This window comes from Luteimonas sp. Soil_N_1 (assembly GCF_057656255.1).
This window is the reverse complement of sequence record NZ_JBDGKS010000001.1, coordinates 1,714,461-1,732,431: the sequence shown is the minus strand read 5'-3', so window position 1 is coordinate 1,732,431 and position 17,971 is coordinate 1,714,461. Positions and strand designations below refer to the sequence as shown.

Sequence of the window (17,971 nt, the reverse complement as noted above, 5' to 3'; positions counted from 1 at the left end):
CGCGCATGCCGGAGTCGCCGATGCTCCCTGAGCTCGGCCAGATCGCGTTGTTGCTGGCGCTGGTCGCCGCGACGCTGCAGACGGTGCTGCCGCTGCTCGGTGCGCAGCGCGGTCTCGCGCCGTGGATGGCGACCGCGCGACCGGCCGCGTATGCGCAGTGGGCACTGACGTTTCTCGCATGGGTGGCGCTGACGGCCGCGTTCGTGCAACAGGATTTTTCGGTGCGCTACGTCGCCGAGAACTCGAACTCGCTGCTGCCGATGGTCTACCGCTTCACCGCGGTCTGGGGCGGCCACGAGGGTTCGCTGCTGCTGTGGGTGTTCGTGCTCGCATGCTGGAACGCGGCGGTGGCGTGGTTCTCGCGCTCGTTGCCGGACGTGGTGCTGGCGCGCGTACTCGCGATCATGGGCGCGGTGTGCCTGGGCTTTCTCGCGTTCCTGATCTTCACCAGCAATCCGTTCGAACGCATCCTGCCGATGCCGCTCGAAGGGCGCGATCTGAATCCGCTGCTGCAGGATCCGGGGATGATCGTGCACCCGCCGATGCTCTACATCGGCTACTCGGGTTTCATGGTGCCGTTCGCGTTCGCGATCGCCGCCCTGCTCGACGGCAAGGTCGACGCGCACTGGCTGCGCTGGACGCGGCCGTGGACGAATGTGTCGTGGGCGTTCCTGACGATCGGCATCGCGCTCGGTTCGTGGTGGGCGTATTACGAACTCGGCTGGGGCGGCTGGTGGTTCTGGGATCCGGTCGAGAACGCGAGCTTCATGCCGTGGCTCGCCGGTGCGGCGCTGATCCACTCGCAAGCGGTGACCGAGAAGCGCGGCAGTTTCCACGGCTGGACGCTGCTGCTGGCGATCGCGACGTTCTCGCTGTCGCTGCTCGGCGCATTCCTCGTGCGCTCCGGGGTGCTGACCAGCGTGCACAGCTTCGCCGCCGATCCCACGCGCGGGCTCTTCATCCTGGTGTTCCTCGGCCTCGTCGTCGGCGGTTCGCTGCTGCTCTACGCGCTGCGCGCACCCGATGGTCGCGACGGCAAACCGTTCGCCGCGACCTCGCGCGAAACGCTGCTGCTCGCGAACAATCTGCTGCTGGTCGCGGCCTGCGCGATGGTGCTGCTGGGCACGCTGTATCCGCTGCTGGCCGATGCACTGAATCTCGGCAAGATTTCGGTGGGTCCGCCCTACTTCGGCCTGTTGTTCCTGTTGTTGATGGCACCGCTGGTGCTGTTGCTGCCGTTCGGTCCGCTGACCCGCTGGCAGAACGAGGACATGTCACGGCCACTGCGCATGCTGCTGCCGTGGGCGGTACTCGCGCTGATCGCGGCGACGCTCGCATTCTTCACCGCGCCGCAGGGCCCGTGGAAGGTCGCGATGGGCGTGGCCGGTGCGGTGTGGGTGGCGGGCGGCACCGCACGATTCGTCTGGACACGTCTGCGTGCGCCGAGTGGCCGGATGGGCGCGGAGATGACCGGCATGGTGCTCGGACACCTCGGGATCTCGGTGTTCCTGGTCGGTGCGCTGCTCGTCGAAGCACTCAACGTGCAGCGCGAGGTTGCGCTGCTGCCGGGGCAGTCGCTGGAGATCGGCCGCGATGCCTTCGTGCTCGACGGCGTCGCGCATCACGTCGGCCCCAATTACGAATCCGATCGCGGCACGGTGCGCATGTTCCGTGACGACCGGCTGGTGACCACACTGCATCCCGAGAAGCGCACCTATGCCAGCGGCGGCCAGGTGATGACCGAGACCGCGATCCGCCCGGGCGTGTTGCGCGATGTGTACGTCGCGCTCGGCGAGCCACTGGGTGGCGATGCATGGGCGGTGCGCGTGCACATCAAACCCTTCGTGCGCTGGGTCTGGGCGGGCGCGTTCCTGATGGCGCTGGGCGGTTTCGTCACCGCCGCCGATCGCCGCTTCCGCCGGCCGCGTCGCGAGAAGACCGCATGAGCGCGCCACGCGCATCGCGCGCCCGCTGGCTGCCGCTGGCGGTATTCGGCGTGATCCTCGCGCTGCTGGCCGCAGGCGTGTGGCTGAGCCGCAGTCCGGATCGCGACGCCCTGCCCTCGCCCCTGATCGGCAAACCGGCGCCGGCATTCCAGCTGCCGGTGCTCGGCGCACCGGAACGCCTGGTCACGCAGACCGATCTGCGCGGCGCGCCGTACCTGCTCAATGTCTGGGGCAGCTGGTGTCCGGGGTGCCGCGAGGAACACGCGGTGGTCAACGCCTTCGCCAGGACCGGCCGCGTGCGCGTGATCGGCTTCAACTGGAAGGACGAGCCCGAAGACGCGACGCGCTGGCTCGCGCAGTTCGGCAATCCCTACGACCTCGTGCTCGCCGACTACGACGGCAAGGCCGCGATCGAATGGGGCATCTACGGCGCGCCGGAAACCTTCCTCGTCGATGGCGGCGGCACGATCCTGTGGAAGCACGTCGGCCCGATGACCGATGCGACGATCCGCGAGCAGCTGATGCCGTTCGTCGAACGACTGGAGGCGCAGTGATCCGCGCCGCGGTGCTCGCATTGCTGCTGTGCCTGACGTGGCCGCAGGTCACGCGCGCGCAGGTCGCCGTCGACGCCGCGCCGTTGCGTTTCGAGGACACGGCCGAAGAACGCCGTTTCCACAGCCTCGTCGCCGAGCTGCGCTGCGTGATGTGCCAGAACCAGTCGCTGGCCGATTCCAACGCGCAGATTGCCCATGACCTGCGCCGCGAAGTGCTGACGCTGATGCGCCAAGGCAACGACGATGCGGCGATCAAGGCGCATCTGGTCGCGCGCTATGGCGAGTTCGTGCTGTATCGCCCACAGGTCGGCCCGTCGACATGGCTGCTGTGGTTCGGCCCGCTGCTGCTGCTCGGCGCCGGCGGCGTGGTGATCTGGCGCGTCGTCGCCTCGCGCCGACAAGCCGGGCCGCTGCCGCCCGACGACACGGAGACCTGGTGATGCTGCTGTTCGTCGTGCTCGCGATCGTGCTGACGCTGGCGACCGTCGTCGCCCTGACCTGGGGGTTACGCCGTGGCGCGTCGCGGGTCGCGATCGCGGTGACCCTGCTGGTGCCGGTGCTCGTGGCCGGCATGTACATGCTGGTCGGCACGCCGCAGGCGCTCGATCCCGCCGAGCTCGCAGCACCCGATTCGCTCGACGATGCGATCGTGCGTCTGGAAACCGATCTCCAGCGCGACCCGCGGCAGCCCGAAGGCTGGCTGCTGCTGGGGCGCACATACGCAGGCTTGGAACGCTACGCCGACGCGCGCAACGCGATCGAACGCGCGGCCAGGCTGCTGCCCGAGGACGACGCTGTGCAGGTCGAAGCCGCGCAGGCCAGCGCACGCGCGGCGCCGGATCGACGCTTCGATGCCGCTGCGGTGCAGACACTGCGCGATGTGCTCGCGCGCAACCCCGAGCATCAGCACGCACGCTGGTATCTGGGCATCGCCCAGCGTCAGGCCGGCGACGATACGGGCGCGGTCGCGACCTGGACACCCTTGCTGCCCCTGCTCGATGGCACCGCCGCCGACGCACTGCGCACCCAGATCGCTGTCGCGCGCACTGCCGCCGGCATGCCTGCCGACGACGCATCGGGGACCACCGCAGCCCCGGCACCCGGCACGCATGCGTTACGCGTTCGCGTACGACTCGATCCCGCCGGCGCCACGCTGCCCGGCGACGCGACGGTCTTCGTCATTGCCCGCCAGCCCGGCGGTCCGCCGATGCCGGTCGCGGTGCAGCGCCATCCGGTCTCGGCACTGCCGCTCGACATCGTGCTGGGCGACGGCGACAGCCCGATGCCGACCCAGCCGCTGTCGGCATTCGATTCTGTCGAGATCATCGCGCGCATCTCGCGCAGCGGTGACGCATCGCGCAGCGACGGGGACCTCGAATCCGCACCGGTGCGGGTCACGTTGCCGGCGCGCGATCCTGTCGAGCTCGTCGTGCCCGCCGCCGCGGCGCCCTGACCGTCGCAACACACCGAGTCGCTACACTGGCGCGATGACCGAATTCATCCCGCCGGGCAGCCGCTTCATCGACCTGCCCTCGCCGTTCCCGATGAAGCGCGGCGGCGCGCTCCGTGGCGCACGCATGGCCTACGAGACCTGGGGCACGCCCGACGCCGAACGCGGCAACGCGATCCTGATCGTCACCGGCCTGTCGCCCGATGCGCATGCCGCCAGCCACGCCGATGACGACACACCCGGCTGGTGGGAGGCGATGCTCGGCCCCGGCAAGCCGATCGATACCGACCGCTGGTTCGTGATCTGCGTGAACTCGCTCGGCAGCTGCAAGGGCTCCACTGGCCCCGCGTCGAACAATCCCGATACCGGCGCGCCGTACCGGCTCGCGTTTCCGGAACTGTCGGTCGAAGACGGCGCCGACGCCGCCGCGCACGTCGTCGCCGCGCTCGGCATCGAACGCCTGGCCTGCGTGATCGGCAATTCGATGGGCGGCATGACCGCACTCGCGTTGCTCGCACGGTTTCCGGGACTCGCGCGCACGCACATCAACATCTGCGGCGCCGCGCGCGCATTGCCGTTCTCGATCGCGATCCGCTCGCTGCAGCGCGAAGCGATCCGCCTCGATCCGATGTGGCAGAACGGCGCCTACACCGATGCCGCGTACCCCGAGAGCGGCATGCGCATGGCGCGCAAGCTCGGCGTGATCACCTATCGCTCGGCGCTGGAATGGGACGGCCGCTTCGGCCGCGTGCGACTCGAATCCGATCGCCGCGAGGACGAGGAGCCGTTCGGCCTCGAGTTCGAAGTCGAGAGCTATCTCGAAGGTCACGCACGCCGTTTCGTGCGCCGCTTCGATCCCAACTGTTATCTCTACCTCAGCCGCTCGATGGACTGGTTCGACATCGGCGAAAGCTGCGGCGGCAGCACCGACGACGGCCTGGCGACACTGCGCGTCGAACGTGCGCTTGCGATCGGCGTGCACACCGACATCCTGTTCCCGCTGCAGCAGCAACAGCAGATCGCCGATGGCCTGCGCGCCGGCGGCATCGACGCGAGCTTCCTGCCGCTGGAATCGCCGCAGGGGCACGACGCGTTTCTCGTCGACATCGCGCGTTTCGGGCCTGCGGTGGCGGATTTTCTTGCTGCGCTGCCACCTGCAGCCGCCGCCCGCGCGGGCTAGACTCGGACGATGTGTCCCCAACCCCACACCGCCGGTCTGCCCGACGTGCCGTTCCCGGGTCGCGAACGTGTCGTGGCCGCCGTCGACGCAGCCATTGCCGCCGGTGACGACCACGCCGTCACCGCCGCGCTGCGGACCGCGATGTGCGCGCTGATCCGCGACCCCGCAGTCGAGTTGCCCGCCTGCGTACACATGCCGGTCGACGGTCACTACGCCCGCCGCGAGCTCTATCGCAGCCCCGCGCACGGCTACAGCATCGTCGCGATGACCTGGGCGCCCGGACAGGGCACGCCGATCCACGACCACGACGGTCTGTGGTGCGTGGAAGGCATCTGGCGCGGCACTTTGGAGATCGCCCAGTACGAACTGCTCGAATCGGAAGGCGCACGTTTCCGCTTCCGCGCGGCCTCGGGCATGCAGGCCGGTGTCGGCAGCGCCGGCAGCCTGATTCCGCCGCACGAGTACCACACGATCCGCAACGCGAGCGACGACGCGGTGGCCGTGTCGCTGCACATCTACCAGGGTCCGATCGAGCACTGCGCGCGCTTCCGGCCCGATGCGGGCGACTGGTACCTGCGCCACGACGCTGCACTCGCCGTCGACACCGTCGACTGATCGCATGTGGGACGGGGGCGGATGCCCGCATCCCTGAAAACGTGAACAGGAGCGCGCATCCCGCGACCGCAGCGGCTACAGTGACCGCGCTCTCCGTTTCCCCCCGCGAGGCCGATGACCCGTTCGCTACTGACTGTCGCTCTGGCGACCCTGCTGGTTGCCTGCGGGCAGTCTCCCGTCCTGCCGGACGCCGACGGTCGCGCTGTGGATGCGCTGGTCGACGCCCAGTTCGACGCGCTTCTGGCCCACGATCCCGAAGCGATGACGGTGCTCGGCATCGACAGCCCCGATGCGCGCGTCACCGCCGGGCGCCTGACCGATGCCTCGTTGCTGCACCGCGCCGCCCTGCGCGACGCGCTGGCAGCGAACCTGTCCGCGCTGGACGACATCGACGACGACGCGTTCGCGCCCCAGCAGCAGCGCACGCTCGAGATGGCGCACTGGTTCTATCGCAGCCAGGCTGACCTGCTTGCATTCGACTGGGCGCCGGCATGGCTGCCGCTCGGCAGCAATCCCTATGCGGTCGACCAGCTGTCGAGCATCCCGACCACCCTGCCCGGCTTCTTCGCAAGCGCACAGCCCGTCACCAGCGCCGCCGAGGCGCGCAACTACGTGGCCCGGTTGCATGCGGCAGCGACCAAGCTCGACCAGGTCCGCGACAATCTCGACCAGCAGGCACGCCACGGCGTCGTCCCACCCCGCGTTGCGCTGGAAGGCGCAGCGCTGCAGATCCGCGATCTGGCCCGCGCCGGCGTCGACGACAGTCCGTTCCTGCAGCCCTTCATCCGCAAGCTCGACGGCGCCAGCGGCATCGATGACGCGCTGCGCCGGGAACTGCTCGACGAGGCACGCACGGCGGTCGAGGACGCGACCCTGCCGGCCTACGGCCGCCTGCTCGCACGCATCGAGGCCGCGATCGCCACCCAGGACCGCAACGACGGCGTCTGGGCACTTCCTGACGGCGATGCCTATTACGCCGCTGCGCTGCGCTGGAACACCGGTGTCGGTCTCGACGCCGCGCAGCTGCACGCGCTCGGGCATGCGGAAGTCCAGCGCATCCGTGACGAGATGGCGGCCATCGAACGCGACCGCCTCCCCCGGGAACCCGTCGACGCGGCAGAGGATCCCGCCGCAGTTACCGCCACCGGCGTGACGATGGCCGCGGACGACGAATCCCTCCGGGTCGCGGTCCAGGAGCGGCTGGACGCAATCGGCGCCCTGTTGCCCGGCTATTTCACCGCGCTGCCCGCACAGCCGCTCGAGGTCCGGCTGGCGGCGCCCGACGCAGGCGGCACTGCGGCTGTCTACTACGTCCCACCGGGTGGCGGCGTCCGCCCCGGCGCACTGGTGCTCGACCCGGCCCGGATCCGCGCGTTGCCGGACGGGGGACTGCCGACGCTGGTCTATCACAACGGTCTGCCCGGCCATCATCTGCAGGTCGGCCTTGCCCAGGCGCAGCTCGCATTGCCGCGGCTGCGCCGCAGCCTCGCGCCCACGGCGTTCACCGAAGGCTGGGCGATGTATGCCGAACGGCTTGCCGTCGAAATGGGTGTCTACGACCAGGACCCCCGCGGCGACCTTGGCCGACTGCGCGCCGAACTGGTACACGCCGCGCGTCTGGTGGTCGACACCGGGCTGCATTCGGAGCGCTGGACCCTGACCCAGGCGACGACCTATCTGCGTGAGGTCGCCGGCATGCAGGAGGCGGAGGCCCGCAACGAGGCCCAGCGCCAACTGGTCAGGCCCGGACGCGCCTGCGCGCATACCGTCGGCCTGCACACCCTGCTCGCATTGCGCGCACACGCGCGCCAGTCGATGGGTCGGCGCCTCGACCTCCGCGCCTTCCACGGCGTGCTGCTGGAGAACGGTGCGCTGCCACTGGACGTGGTGTCGGGCGCGGTCGACGCCTGGATCGACGCGTCGAAGACCGAAAACGGACCTGACGCGGGCTGAGCGCACCGCGTCGTCCGGACCCGCTTCAGTCGTCGAGCAGCCGCGCCACTTCGACCCGCAGCGTGCGGCCGCCTTCGATCAGCCAGGCTCGGCCTTCGACGACGACCCCGTCACCGACGTGGGCCCGGTCCACCAGACCGTCCTCGATGGCGCCGCCCGATGCGGCGTCGAAACGCACCTGTTCGGGCATCCGCGACACCGGCTGCGGCACGTCGGGCCGCAGCGCAGCCGGGCGGCCCTCGATGTTCGACACCATGTAGCCGTTCGGGCATGGCGCGCGTACGCAGCGGATATTGCTCAGGTGCACCCGGAACACGCCCTGGGCCAGAGTGACCTGCCCACCGGGTTGTGCGGGGACGGTGGCGCCGGACGGTGGCAGGGCCAGTTCGCGTTCGGCGACCGGCTCGGCATCGACCGGACGCGGGTCCGGTCCGCTCGTGCAGGCGGCCATGACCAGCGGCAGCACTGCCACCGACAGGATCCGCACCCGTCGCGCCCACCCGGTCGATGCGCGCGGGTGCGCAGGGCACCGGAGCGTCGTCGGCTGCGGCAGCGTTCGATCGTGCATGTCTTCTCCCCCACTCCCGGCCACGCGCCGGCCCGCGCATGATGCAGGCGCATATGTTCGGAGAACGCAAAGGCGCCCTGGAGCCCGGTTCCGCTATACTCCCGCGTCCGCGCCGGAGTGGCGGAATGGTAGACGCAGCGGATTCAAAATCCGCCGCCCTTAAAAGCGTGCGGGTTCGAGTCCCGCCTCCGGTACCAGCCAACGGCTCGCGCATGCGGGCCGTTGTCGTGTGGGGCTTCCGGGAACGTCTGCAATAACGGAAACCGACAGCCGTACATGCGCCTGACGCCCGCGCCGGATGCGATTACCCGGCACCGTCTGCAGCCGATGCGATGGCACGTGCGCCTTGCTGCCCGCGGCGCATTGCGCCGCCTTCGCTCCGTTAGCATGTGCGCATGTGTCTGATCTCCGTTGCCTGGAACACCCGCCCGGATCTGCCGCTGGCACTGATCGCCAACCGCGACGAGTTCCATGCGCGGCCGACCGCGCCAGCCGGATTCGATCCCGATGCACCGGATGTCTATGGCGGCCGCGATCTCGTGCAGGGCGGCAGTTGGCTGCAGGCATCGACACGGCGCCGACTGGCGGCCGTCACCAACGTGCGTACCGGTACCGCTGCGCGCCCCGCCGCAGACCGTTCGCGCGGCTGGCTCGTGCGCGATTTCACACGCGGCGACGTGTCCGCAGGCGACTTCGCACACGCGCTCGCGCGGACCGCATCGGAATACGGCCCCTTCAACCTGCTGGTCTGGGACGGGGATGCCCTCTGGTTCGCCAGCAACCATCCCCGCTTCGCGGCCGCACCGGTCGTGCCCGGACTGCACGCGATGTCCAATGGCGCATTCGATGCCGCGTGGCCGAAAAGCCTGGCAGCGACACGGACGCTCGAGGACTGGCTGGATGCAGCTGCAGGTGCTTCCGCTCCTGTGCAACCACTCGTCCGATCCGTGGACGGCTTGTTCGCCGGCCTGCGTGACACGCAGGCCGCGCCCGACGCCGCGTTGCCGGATACCGGCGTTGGCCTGGTCCTCGAACGAAGGCTGTCGCCGCCCTTCATCGAGGACGCGGTCTACGGCACACGCTGCAGCAGCGTGGTTCTCGTCGACCGGGACGGCATCCGGTTCGACGAACGACGTTTCGCGCCGTCCGGCCAACTGGCTGGAACCTCACACGAGCACCTGCGGACACGCGTGCGCTAGACGGTCAAGAACCTCGTACGGAAGCTGCCGGCGACTATCGTCATGCGGCCCGCACACACCGCATCAGTTCGACGATGCCTCGCAACGCACCGGGGCATCGTTCTCGAGCGCCTGCTCCCAACCGTTCGGACTGCGCGTGGCCACGGTGTTGTTGATGCAGCTTTCGCTCTCGCCTGCCTGCCGCGCCGTGATCGGACCGGACAGCCGGCGGACGCCTGCGTCTGCAGCCTCCGTGATCGCCGGCGATGCACCGGTGCCGGCCGGCTCCGCGAGCAGGGCCGCGTCGGGGTGCGGCGCTTCGACAGCCTGCGGCAAAGGCGCGACCGGTGGAGAGATTTCGGGCGCGACTGCGGCCTCCACTGTCGGCGTTGCAACAGGAGCGGCCACTGCAACCGGTGTTTCGACCACCGCGACGGGTGTCGCTGCGAAGCGATCTCTGAGGGTATGCCCGATGGCGTCGGCAACGAGGCTGCCCACCAGCACGGCGAGCGCAACCGGCAGGAAGAAGGACCACGGGGATACGGCATCACGGTCGTAGCGCATCGAACACTCCAGAGACCTCGTGGACACACCGGCCTGTCGGAACGCCGGATATGCGAAAGGCCCAGTCTGCCGGATTTCTCCGGCTGGCCGGGCCTTCCCGTGCCGGAGCGTTTGCAGTTGGCGTAGCGCCTTCCGGATTCCGCTTCGACGCCTTGAACGTAGCGCCGGATCCGTTACAGAGCCGTCAGAACCGGCGACCGTCCATCGGCACGCTCAGGGACGCGGCCACGGCCACCAGCCGCGCCCGGTCAGGGCATAGCGATCGGCGGCACGCTCGAAGCGGTTGCGTACGCTCACCCCGCCGAACAGCAGATACATCGGCAGGAACAATGGCCCGAGCACCATGTACTGGTAGACGTGCGCGCGTTCGTGATCGGCCAGCTGGATCGGCGCGTCTTCGCACCAGGCCGCGCGGTGCGCATAGGTCGTGCAGCGCACGTCCAGCGAATCCCCGGTGTGCAGGATCACGTTGCCGAACGTGATCGCCCCGCCCGGCCCCCAGGGCCAGCGGTCGAACACCAGTGCGAGGTCGTCGCGACGCCAGCGGCAGTGCGCACCGAACGGCAGCCCCGCAATGCCGCCGACGATTCCGATCAGCGTGTTGGGCACCGTCCACACTGCGCCGAGCACCAGTGCCGCGACGCGCACCGCCGGATGCACGCTCAGCCCTCGCCTTCCGGCATCAGCATCCACAGCAGCAGGTAGACGAACAGGCCGGGGAATGCGGCCGACACCACCGAGATGATGACGAACAGCGCGCGCACCACGGTCGGATTCCAGTCGAAGCGACGGGCGATGCCGCCGACGACGCCGGCGAGCACGCGATCCTCTCGCGTGCGGCTCAAGGTGGGCGACGTCGCCATCAGCGCGCGCACCCGGGACACAGGCGCGTCATGCGCGCTGCGCCAGCCAGTCGTGGATCGCCGAAGGCACCTGTGTCTGCGCGCGGCCCGACACGTAGATGCCGATATGCCCGCCACAGAACGACAGTTCCGAATAGTCCTGCGTGCCGACGAGCCCGCGCAGCGCACGCGACGCGTCCGGCGGCACCAGATGATCCTGCTCGGCGAAGATGTTGAGCACCGGCATTTCGACCAGCCCCAGATGCACCTCGCGATCGCCGATGACGATGCCGCCATTGACGAAACCGTTGCCCTGGTAGAACTGCTTGATGTACTGGCGGAAGGTTTCGCCGGCCTGGTCCGGCGAATCGAAGATCCACTTCTCCATGCGCAGGAAATCCTCCAGCGCCGGCGCATCGTCGAGGATGTCGACCACGCCCACGTATTTCTGCACCAGCAGGCGCCACGGCTTCAGCGTGAGGTAACACGCGTTCATCATGTCGGCCGGCACGTTGCCCAGCGTGTCGACGAACAGATCGACGTCGAGATCGCGCGTCCAGTGCGCGAGCATGTTGTCGTCGGTGTGGAAATCCACCGGCGTGACCATCGTGATCAGATTGCGCACGCGCTCGGGATGCAGCGCGGCGTAGCTCAGGGCGAAGGTGCCGCCCTGGCAGATACCGAGCAGGTTGATCGCATCGAGCCCCGCGCTGCGACGCAGGTGATCCACCGCGCCACCGAGAAAGCGTTCGATGTAGTCCTCGAGCATCAGGAAGCGATCGGAGCGGTCCGGGTAGCCCCAGTCGAGGATGTAGACATCCTCGCCGCGCTCCAGCAGACCCTTCACGATCGAACGGTTGTGCTGCAGGTCGACCATATACGGCCTGTTGACCAGCGCATAAGCAATCAGCAGCGGCACGCGCGCGGTCGGCGCCTTCTCGCCGATGAAGCGGTACAGCACGACCTTGCCGTCGCGCCAGACTTCCTGCTTGGTCGTCGCGCCGTAATCGAAGTCCCCGACCTCGCGCAGCGTGCGCAGGCCGGCGCCCAGCTTCTGCTGGACGCGTGCGGCTTCGTCGGCGATGCGATCGGGCGTGATGTGCAGTGGTCCGGTCATGGTCAGCGCTTCCCTTTACGCGGCTTGCCGCCCTTGCCCTGCAGCGGCTCGGGTGCGATCGGAATCGGCGAGATGAAACCGAGGTTGGGCAGGCTGGCGACGCGTGTCGGCGACCGTGCTGTCTTGCGCGACGCGCGGGCCGGTGTCGCAGGTGCCGGCGTCGCGCGACGGGCGGATCGCGTGCTGCGCGCGGACGTTTTCGTGGCCGCGGCAGGAATGCGACCGCGGGTGCTGGCTGCCGAACGCGACTTCGCAGCCGGCGCGGGCTTCGAGACGGCCGTCTTCGCAGGTGTTTTCTTCGCGAGTGCCTTCTTAGCCGGTGCGACTTTCTTGGCAGGTGCTTTGGTGACGGCGCGTTTGGTCGCGGCCTTCCTCGCGACGACTTTTTTGGCTGCAGTCTTCTTGACCGCAACTTTCTTCGCCGCCGACTTCTTCGCAGGCGCCCGTTTCGCGGTTGCCCGCTTCGCAACCGGTTGTGCCGGCGCTGGGTCCTCTGCCGCAGCACGCGGCCTGGACGCCACCGGATCGGGCGCCGGCGTCACGACACGCGTTGGCCCCACAGGGCGACGCGGCGGCGCAGTCGACGAGGCGGTTGCATGCGCGCCCGCACCATCCACGGCATCGAGGCGATCCCGCACGCGGCGCAGCGCACGCTCGAGATCGGCGATCTTGCGATGCGCGCCATCGAGTTCGGTGCGCGTCGGCAGGTCGAGCACACGGCAGGCCTGTTCGACCTCGCGCTGCACGGCCTGACGCAGACGCATCTGGCCACCGACCATGTCGGCATAGGCCTTGCGGAACGCCGGCGACAGCGCAACGTCTGCATAGGCTTCTTCGGCGGCGTCGATCCACAGGTCGAACAGCGCGCGTGGCGTTTCGATCGGCGTCGCCGGATCACGCGCGGCGAGCTTGCGTTCGAAGATCCCGAACGCGGCCGTCGAGGCTTGCATCAGCAACGTCTGGTAGTCCTGCTGGCTGCGCTGGTACTCGGCGAACGCGCGGCCGAGGTGCTGCCAGCGCTCCTGGTGTTCGCGGGTCAGACCGAAGGTCGGCAACGAAAACGCGTCGCGACCACCGCCGCCCATTGCCTGGCTCGCGCCGGCGGCGTCGAGAAAGGGCTTGAGCCGCTGCAGCCAGGTCTCCCAGCCTTCGATGCCCGGCCCCTGCAGGCTGCCGAACATCTTCCCGACAGGGTTGCCGCCCATCGCCTCGCGCCAGGCGGCGGTGATCGTTTCGGGCGATGCCTCACGGCCGACGAATCCCGCGGCGACGCGCTGCATCTGTTCGAGCCAGGGCCCCGCCATCGACTGCAGATGCCGCAATGCATCGGTGCCGGCATCGGACGGCTGTGGGGCGCCCTTGAACCATTGCGACGGATCACCCCACGGCGGCGCACCTGCGCCCGCTGCAGCGGCACCCATCTGATTCCAGTCGTTGCCCGGCATCGTGCGCTGCAAGGCGTCACGCCACGCGTCCCAGTAGCGGCGCGCGAGGCGCTCCAGATCCGCGACCTGCGCGTCCGGTCCCTGTCCCATGTTGAACATCGTCGACTCCTGCGAACCGCGTTCGATCATAGCAACGCCGCACGGCGCCAACGGGTCAGAACTTGGGAATGCGCAGCGTCTTGCTGACCATCATCGCGCCGGACGCGGCGAAGACCAGCACCAGCGGATGCAGCAGCCACGGTCCGAGGCGCACTTCGCCCAGCCACAGCGCTTCGCCGATGCTGCCCTGCCAGGCGGCGACCGCGAGCAGGACCACCAGCAGCAGGCTCGACGGAATCGGCGTGCCTTCGAAGAACTTCACCTTGTCGCTGCCTTGGGACAGGGTCTCGGCGGTCACGTTGTAGCGCGCGAGGCGGCTGACCCCGCAGCAGACGAAGCCGGCGAGCACGAGCACGTCCCACCCGCCCTGCATGCCGCAGGCGTAGGCCAGCGCGGCCGGCGCCACGCCGAAGGAGATGACGTCGGCCAACGAATCGAGCTCCCGTCCCAGGGTCGAGGCGACCTTGCGCCAGCGCGCGATGCGGCCATCGAGCGCATCGAAGATGAAAGCCAGCGGGATCAGCGCCATGCCGAGCAGCAGATCACGCACGCTGCCGTCCTGCAGATACCGCATCGCCGCGAAGACCGCGCCGGTGCCACAGAAGGCATTGCCCAGCGTGAACCAGTCGGCCAGCTGGAAGTCGCGGAGCATCGAAAAGTGGCGGGGTCGGGACATCGGGGCTCCAGGAGAACGGCGTCGGGCGATGGTGCCGGGACGGCGCATGCGACCGCGTGAGTGTTGACATGACGATATCAATTAGATATCACATTGAAAACCCATCCGAGGATGCCGCGATGCAAGAGAACCCGATCCGATCCCTGCCCGGCATTCCGGTCCTGCTGGCCCAGTTGCTCGTGCTCGCGCTGTGCGCCTGGGCGTTCCTGACCATCGGCGGCGTGCTGCCGGTCGTCGCGATCCTCATCGCACTGGCGACCGCGTTCACCCTGATCGGCCACTACATGATCGAGCCGAACCAGGCGGCTGTGCTGAGCCTGTTCGGCAAGTACGTCGGCACCGTCAAGGACGCCGGCCTGCGCTGGAACAACCCGTTCTTCACCAAGAAGAAAGTGTCCCTTCGTGTGCGCAACTTCGAGAGCGGCCGGCTCAAGGTCAACGAACTCGAAGGCAGTCCGATCGAGATCGCCGCGGTCATCGTCTGGCGCGTCGTCGATTCGGCGGAAGCCGTGTTCAACGTCGACGACTACGAAAGCTTCGTGCACATCCAGTCCGAAGCGGCACTGCGCGCGATGGCGACCAGCTATCCCTACGACCAGCACGAGGACGACCAGATCTCGCTGCGCAGCCATCCCACCGAGATCTCCGATCGCCTGAAGGAACACCTCGACGAGCGCCTGACCGCAGCCGGCGTCGATGTCCTCGACGCGCGCATCAGCCATCTCGCCTACGCGCCGGAAATCGCCCACGCGATGCTGCAGCGCCAGCAGGCGAACGCAGTCATTGCCGCACGTACGCGCATCGTCGCCGGTGCCGTCGGCATGGTCGAAATGGCGCTGTCGGAACTGCAGAAGAGCGGCGTCGTCACACTGGACGAGGAACGCAAGGCGGCCATGGTCAGCAACCTGCTGGTCGTGCTGTGCGGTGATCGCGGCACCCAGCCGATCGTCAATACGGGCTCGCTGTACTGATGGCCTCGCACCATCTCGCCGCACTGGTGTTCGCGTTGATGGCGGTGCCGGCCTTCGTATCGGCGCGCTGGCTCGTGCAGGGCCGTCTGCCGCTGTCGGGTGGCAGCAGCGGCATGACCGTGCGCGACAAGGCCGTGCTCGACAACACGCTCGCCCGCCTGCTGCGCATGATCGGTCTGGCCATGCTGGCCACCGCGCTCGGTCTTGCGCTGTGGGGTGATCAGGAACGGCGCCTGCTCGCGTTGATCGTGGTGATGTTTCTCGCAGTCAACGGCCTCGCGGCCGCGTGCATCTTCACCGTGGCCAGCGCCAAGCGCCGCGCGCGAGGCGGTCGCGGGTGAGCGACAAGAAGGCCTATCCGCTGCGCATCAATGCCGCGATCCTCGCGGCCGTGCAGCGCTGGGCCGACGACGATCTGCGCAGTGCGAATGCGCAGATCGAATTCCTGCTGCGCGATGCGCTGCGACGCGCAGGCCGCATCGCGCCGGCATCCGAATCCGAAGTTTCGAAGGACACAGATCATGAGTGAGCGCTGGCAGTACAAGGTCGAGGAAATCAAGGTGAGTCTGCTGGGCGGCATCAAGCCGGCGGCCATCGAAGAACGCCTGCAGTCGTTGGGCCTGCAGGGCTGGGAACTGGTCAACGCAGTGCACGCCCCACCGGTCGGCCCCACTCTGCTGTTCCTCAAGCGCCGCAATTGAACGCGCCCCTGACCACACCGCGTCCCAGGCAGGACCTGCGCATCGCGGTGCTGCTCGCGGCTGCCGGCGCGGTCGCCACGCTTGCGGTGATCCCGTATCTGCTGCAGATCGATCCCGGGCGCATGACCGGCGGCGGCGCGATCGCGCTGCCGGCGCTGGTCGCGATCCAGGCGATGTCGATGTTCATCCTCTGTGCGCTGCTCGCCTGGAGCGGTCTGCGCATGGGACACCGCGTCGGGCTCGGCGCACCGCTGCTGCAGTACTGGGTCAGCCGCCATGGCGATGCGCGGATCCGCGATCGCAAACCCCTGCAGGCGATCGGTCTCGGTGCCGCCGCGGCGATCGCGATCCTCGTGCTGTCGCGCGTGTTCGATCCGCTGCTGTTGCCGGACACCGACGTCCAGATGACTGACATCACCGGCGCACGCAGTGCGTTGTACGGTCTGATGGCGTCGTTCTACGGCGGCATCGTCGAAGAATTGCAGCTGCGCCTGTTCCTGATGACGCTGATCGCATGGGCCGCGACCTGGTTGCTGCGCAGGCGTGCCGGCTTCGACGGCACGCTATCGCCGCGTGTCGCATGGGCCGCGATCCTGATCGCCGCGCTGCTGTTCGGACTCGGCCATCTGCCGACCGCATCGATGGTCTGGGGCCTCGATGCGGGCGTCGTCGTGCGCACCCTCCTGCTCAATGGCATCGGCGGCGTCGTGTTCGGCTGGCTGTACTGGAAGCGCGGCTTCGAGATGGCGGTGCTGTCGCATTTCGCTGCCGATCTCGTGCTGCATGCACTGGTGCCGCTGCTGCTGCCGCAGGGCGTGCTCTAGACGGGCACGTCAGTCACATTCCATTTTCAACCGCCAACGAAAGGACTCCATCATGCGTATCCGTTCCCTGCTGCTTGCCGCCCTGCTCTGCGCCACGACGGGCAGCGCGATCGCCCAGACCGCCACCGGCGATGCCGAAGCCACGGCCACGCGCGTGCTCGAACAGATGGATGCCGGCGATTACACAGCGGTCACCGCCACGTTCGATCCGCAGATGACCGCTGCGCTCGATGCCGACGCGCTGCGGCAGGTGCAGACGCAGATCGAGGCCGCTGGTCCGGTCACCTCACGCGATGCACCGCAGGTCACGCAGCAGCAGGGCATGACGGTCGTGGTCACCCGCATCCATCGCGCGCAGGCCAGTCTCGATGCGACCGTCGCGATCGACGCCGAGGGTCGTGTTGCCGGCCTGCATTTCGCACAGGCCGCCGCGCGCCCCTGACGTGGCAGGCGGGCGCGGCTAAGCTGCAGGCATGCACGCCAATCCGCTATCCCGCTGCCTGTTCAACACGCCGGACGTCGAACTCTGGCCCGCGCGACTGCTGCGTGCGCGCAGCAATCGCGATGCACGGGTGCTGTCGCGTTCGACACAGGTGCTGCGACGCAAGCGCGATGGCGCGTATCTCGCCGCGGTGTTGCCCGACGGCGTCATCGGCCTGCTGCCGCGCTGGCAGCGCGAGACCGGCATCGATGATGCGCTGGACCTGATCGATGCGGGCGCGTTGCACGCCCCGCATGCGCCGGCCGCCGACCTGCCCGTGTCGCAGGTCGAGGCCCGGCTCGAAGCACTGGGTCTCGACGCCGACGAATACGCCGCACGCACCGGCCTGGACCTTGTCGCCGAGCCCGCGTGGCTGGCGTTGGCCGGTTTCGACCGCTATCGCCGGCCCTTGTGGCTGGAGGCGGGGACCGCCCGCGCCTGGCAGGCGCTGCAGGCCGCAGCCGCACGCGACGATGTCGCGCTCGATGCAGTGTCCGGCTATCGCAGCCACGACTACCAGCTGGGCATCTTCGATCGCAAACGCGCGCGCGGCCTGACGCTCGACGCGATCCTCGCCGTCAATGCGGCGCCCGGTTACAGCGAACACCACGCCGGCAGCGCGCTGGATATCAGCGCGCCGGGTGAGCCGGCTGCCGAGGCATCTTTCGAGAAGACGGCAGCGTTCGAGTGGCTGACGCGCCACGCTGCCGATCACGGCTTCACGATGAGCTATCCGCGCGACAACCCGCACGGCATCGTCTACGAACCGTGGCATTGGCGGTACCGGCCCGCAGCCGACTGACTGCC

At 68.7% G+C, this 17,971-nt stretch carries 22 protein-coding genes and 1 tRNA gene; 16 read left to right on the top strand and 7 right to left on the bottom strand.

Going from position 1 to position 17,971, the window contains the following annotated elements:
• Nucleotides 1-20: 20 nt before the first annotated feature.
• The 7 genes from AC3A4E_RS08075 to AC3A4E_RS08045 all read left to right on the top strand — a co-directional run bounded on the left by AC3A4E_RS08075 (nt 21) and on the right by AC3A4E_RS08045 (nt 7,698).
• Nucleotides 21-1,946, top strand: a complete 1,926-nt coding sequence (locus AC3A4E_RS08075; protein ID WP_487630983.1) for a heme lyase CcmF/NrfE family subunit — start codon at nt 21-23, stop codon at nt 1,944-1,946.
• Complete coding sequence (locus AC3A4E_RS08070) at nt 1,943-2,500, top strand: DsbE family thiol:disulfide interchange protein (RefSeq protein ID WP_487630982.1); 558 nt, start codon at nt 1,943-1,945, stop codon at nt 2,498-2,500. The genes AC3A4E_RS08075 and AC3A4E_RS08070 overlap by 4 nt, the downstream gene beginning before the upstream one ends.
• Nucleotides 2,497-2,940, top strand: coding sequence for a cytochrome c-type biogenesis protein (locus AC3A4E_RS08065; protein ID WP_487630981.1), 444 nt, complete (start codon nt 2,497-2,499; stop codon nt 2,938-2,940). Before AC3A4E_RS08070 ends, AC3A4E_RS08065 begins: the two co-directional genes overlap by 4 nt.
• Nucleotides 2,940-3,953: a tetratricopeptide repeat protein gene (locus AC3A4E_RS08060; RefSeq protein WP_487630980.1), complete on the top strand. Its 1,014-nt coding sequence runs from the start codon at nt 2,940-2,942 to the stop codon at nt 3,951-3,953. The genes AC3A4E_RS08065 and AC3A4E_RS08060 overlap by 1 nt, the downstream gene beginning before the upstream one ends.
• Nucleotides 3,954-3,987: 34 nt before the next feature.
• Entirely contained in the window at nt 3,988-5,130 is a 1,143-nt protein-coding gene (gene metX / locus AC3A4E_RS08055; RefSeq protein ID WP_487630979.1) for a homoserine O-acetyltransferase MetX, read from the top strand.
• Nucleotides 5,131-5,139: 9 nt separating this feature from the next.
• The gene (locus AC3A4E_RS08050; protein WP_487630978.1) at nt 5,140-5,745 is read left to right on the top strand and encodes a cysteine dioxygenase family protein; all 606 of its coding nucleotides are present in this window, start codon (nt 5,140-5,142) and stop codon (nt 5,743-5,745) included.
• Between the two features lie 114 nt (nt 5,746-5,859).
• On the top strand, nt 5,860-7,698 hold the full coding sequence (locus AC3A4E_RS08045) for a DUF885 domain-containing protein (protein WP_487630977.1): 1,839 nt from the start codon (nt 5,860-5,862) through the stop codon (nt 7,696-7,698).
• Nucleotides 7,699-7,723: 25 nt separating this feature from the next.
• Here the strand turns inward: AC3A4E_RS08045 and AC3A4E_RS08040 are convergent, their stop codons facing one another.
• The gene (locus AC3A4E_RS08040) at nt 7,724-8,170 is read right to left on the bottom strand and encodes a hypothetical protein (protein WP_487630976.1); all 447 of its coding nucleotides are present in this window, start codon (nt 8,168-8,170) and stop codon (nt 7,724-7,726) included.
• 207 nt (nt 8,171-8,377) lie between these two features.
• Between AC3A4E_RS08040 and AC3A4E_RS08035 the strand changes: the two genes are divergently transcribed.
• Nucleotides 8,378-8,463, top strand: a tRNA-Leu gene (locus AC3A4E_RS08035).
• A gap of 198 nt (nt 8,464-8,661) precedes the next feature.
• Nucleotides 8,662-9,465, top strand: coding sequence for an NRDE family protein (locus AC3A4E_RS08030; protein ID WP_487630975.1), 804 nt, complete (start codon nt 8,662-8,664; stop codon nt 9,463-9,465).
• Between the two features lie 63 nt (nt 9,466-9,528).
• Here AC3A4E_RS08030 and AC3A4E_RS08025 read toward each other — a convergent pair whose 3' ends face one another.
• The 6 genes from AC3A4E_RS08025 to AC3A4E_RS08000 form a co-directional block, all read right to left on the bottom strand.
• Nucleotides 9,529-10,008: a hypothetical protein gene (locus AC3A4E_RS08025; protein ID WP_487630974.1), complete on the bottom strand. Its 480-nt coding sequence runs from the start codon at nt 10,006-10,008 to the stop codon at nt 9,529-9,531.
• Nucleotides 10,009-10,221: 213 nt separating this feature from the next.
• Entirely contained in the window at nt 10,222-10,668 is a 447-nt protein-coding gene (locus tag AC3A4E_RS08020; RefSeq protein WP_487630973.1) for a hypothetical protein, read from the bottom strand.
• 2 nt (nt 10,669-10,670) lie between these two features.
• A complete protein-coding gene (locus AC3A4E_RS08015; RefSeq protein WP_232137678.1) occupies nt 10,671-10,871 on the bottom strand; it encodes a PspC domain-containing protein in 201 nt (66 codons plus the stop codon).
• A gap of 28 nt (nt 10,872-10,899) precedes the next feature.
• On the bottom strand, nt 10,900-11,967 hold the full coding sequence (gene phaC / locus AC3A4E_RS08010; protein ID WP_487630972.1) for a class III poly(R)-hydroxyalkanoic acid synthase subunit PhaC: 1,068 nt from the start codon (nt 11,965-11,967) through the stop codon (nt 10,900-10,902).
• Between the two features lie 2 nt (nt 11,968-11,969).
• Complete coding sequence (phaE, locus tag AC3A4E_RS08005; protein WP_487630971.1) at nt 11,970-13,511, bottom strand: class III poly(R)-hydroxyalkanoic acid synthase subunit PhaE; 1,542 nt, start codon at nt 13,509-13,511, stop codon at nt 11,970-11,972.
• A gap of 55 nt (nt 13,512-13,566) precedes the next feature.
• Nucleotides 13,567-14,187, bottom strand: a complete 621-nt coding sequence (locus AC3A4E_RS08000) for a CDP-alcohol phosphatidyltransferase family protein (RefSeq protein WP_487630970.1) — start codon at nt 14,185-14,187, stop codon at nt 13,567-13,569.
• 119 nt (nt 14,188-14,306) lie between these two features.
• Here AC3A4E_RS08000 and AC3A4E_RS07995 point away from each other — a divergent pair, with 119 nt between their 5' ends.
• The 7 genes from AC3A4E_RS07995 to AC3A4E_RS07965 are packed head-to-tail and all read left to right on the top strand — an operon-like array spanning nt 14,307 to nt 17,966.
• The gene (locus tag AC3A4E_RS07995; RefSeq protein ID WP_487630969.1) at nt 14,307-15,158 is read left to right on the top strand and encodes an SPFH domain-containing protein; all 852 of its coding nucleotides are present in this window, start codon (nt 14,307-14,309) and stop codon (nt 15,156-15,158) included.
• Nucleotides 15,158-15,499: a hypothetical protein gene (locus tag AC3A4E_RS07990; RefSeq protein WP_487630968.1), complete on the top strand. Its 342-nt coding sequence runs from the start codon at nt 15,158-15,160 to the stop codon at nt 15,497-15,499. The genes AC3A4E_RS07995 and AC3A4E_RS07990 overlap by 1 nt, the downstream gene beginning before the upstream one ends.
• Nucleotides 15,496-15,687: a type II toxin-antitoxin system antitoxin gene (locus tag AC3A4E_RS07985; protein WP_487630967.1), complete on the top strand. Its 192-nt coding sequence runs from the start codon at nt 15,496-15,498 to the stop codon at nt 15,685-15,687. The genes AC3A4E_RS07990 and AC3A4E_RS07985 overlap by 4 nt, the downstream gene beginning before the upstream one ends.
• The gene (locus AC3A4E_RS07980; protein WP_487630966.1) at nt 15,680-15,859 is read left to right on the top strand and encodes a DUF4177 domain-containing protein; all 180 of its coding nucleotides are present in this window, start codon (nt 15,680-15,682) and stop codon (nt 15,857-15,859) included. The genes AC3A4E_RS07985 and AC3A4E_RS07980 overlap by 8 nt, the downstream gene beginning before the upstream one ends.
• Nucleotides 15,856-16,683: a CPBP family glutamic-type intramembrane protease gene (locus AC3A4E_RS07975; protein WP_487630965.1), complete on the top strand. Its 828-nt coding sequence runs from the start codon at nt 15,856-15,858 to the stop codon at nt 16,681-16,683. The genes AC3A4E_RS07980 and AC3A4E_RS07975 overlap by 4 nt, the downstream gene beginning before the upstream one ends.
• A gap of 52 nt (nt 16,684-16,735) precedes the next feature.
• Nucleotides 16,736-17,125, top strand: coding sequence for a DUF3887 domain-containing protein (locus AC3A4E_RS07970; RefSeq protein ID WP_487630964.1), 390 nt, complete (start codon nt 16,736-16,738; stop codon nt 17,123-17,125).
• 31 nt (nt 17,126-17,156) lie between these two features.
• Nucleotides 17,157-17,966 carry a M15 family metallopeptidase gene (locus AC3A4E_RS07965; protein ID WP_487630963.1) on the top strand — a complete coding sequence of 270 codons (810 nt, stop codon included), beginning with the start codon at nt 17,157-17,159 and terminating at the stop codon, nt 17,964-17,966.
• The last annotated feature ends 5 nt before the right edge of the window (nt 17,967-17,971 follow it).

Bases quoted from the DNA above. Each gene is read 5' to 3' on its own strand.
- AC3A4E_RS08030 (WP_487630975.1), top strand. From the start codon at position 8,662: ATGTGTCTGATCTCCGTTGCCTGGAACACCCGCCCGGATCTGCCGCTG.
- phaE (WP_487630971.1), bottom strand. From the start codon at position 13,511: ATGTTCAACATGGGACAGGGACCGGACGCGCAGGTCGCGGATCTGGAG.
- AC3A4E_RS08045 (WP_487630977.1), top strand. From the start codon at position 5,860: ATGACCCGTTCGCTACTGACTGTCGCTCTGGCGACCCTGCTGGTTGCC.
- AC3A4E_RS08025 (WP_487630974.1), bottom strand. From the start codon at position 10,008: ATGCGCTACGACCGTGATGCCGTATCCCCGTGGTCCTTCTTCCTGCCG.
- AC3A4E_RS08050 (WP_487630978.1), top strand. From the start codon at position 5,140: ATGTGTCCCCAACCCCACACCGCCGGTCTGCCCGACGTGCCGTTCCCG.
- phaC (WP_487630972.1), bottom strand. From the start codon at position 11,967: ATGACCGGACCACTGCACATCACGCCCGATCGCATCGCCGACGAAGCC.
- metX (WP_487630979.1), top strand. From the start codon at position 3,988: ATGACCGAATTCATCCCGCCGGGCAGCCGCTTCATCGACCTGCCCTCG.
- AC3A4E_RS08070 (WP_487630982.1), top strand. From the start codon at position 1,943: ATGAGCGCGCCACGCGCATCGCGCGCCCGCTGGCTGCCGCTGGCGGTA.
- AC3A4E_RS08015 (WP_232137678.1), bottom strand. From the start codon at position 10,871: ATGGCGACGTCGCCCACCTTGAGCCGCACGCGAGAGGATCGCGTGCTC.
- AC3A4E_RS07965 (WP_487630963.1), top strand. From the start codon at position 17,157: ATGCACGCCAATCCGCTATCCCGCTGCCTGTTCAACACGCCGGACGTC.
- AC3A4E_RS08000 (WP_487630970.1), bottom strand. From the start codon at position 14,187: ATGTCCCGACCCCGCCACTTTTCGATGCTCCGCGACTTCCAGCTGGCC.
- AC3A4E_RS07995 (WP_487630969.1), top strand. From the start codon at position 14,307: ATGCAAGAGAACCCGATCCGATCCCTGCCCGGCATTCCGGTCCTGCTG.
- AC3A4E_RS07970 (WP_487630964.1), top strand. From the start codon at position 16,736: ATGCGTATCCGTTCCCTGCTGCTTGCCGCCCTGCTCTGCGCCACGACG.
- AC3A4E_RS07980 (WP_487630966.1), top strand. From the start codon at position 15,680: ATGAGTGAGCGCTGGCAGTACAAGGTCGAGGAAATCAAGGTGAGTCTG.
- AC3A4E_RS07990 (WP_487630968.1), top strand. From the start codon at position 15,158: ATGGCCTCGCACCATCTCGCCGCACTGGTGTTCGCGTTGATGGCGGTG.
- AC3A4E_RS08060 (WP_487630980.1), top strand. From the start codon at position 2,940: ATGCTGCTGTTCGTCGTGCTCGCGATCGTGCTGACGCTGGCGACCGTC.
- AC3A4E_RS08075 (WP_487630983.1), top strand. From the start codon at position 21: ATGCTCCCTGAGCTCGGCCAGATCGCGTTGTTGCTGGCGCTGGTCGCC.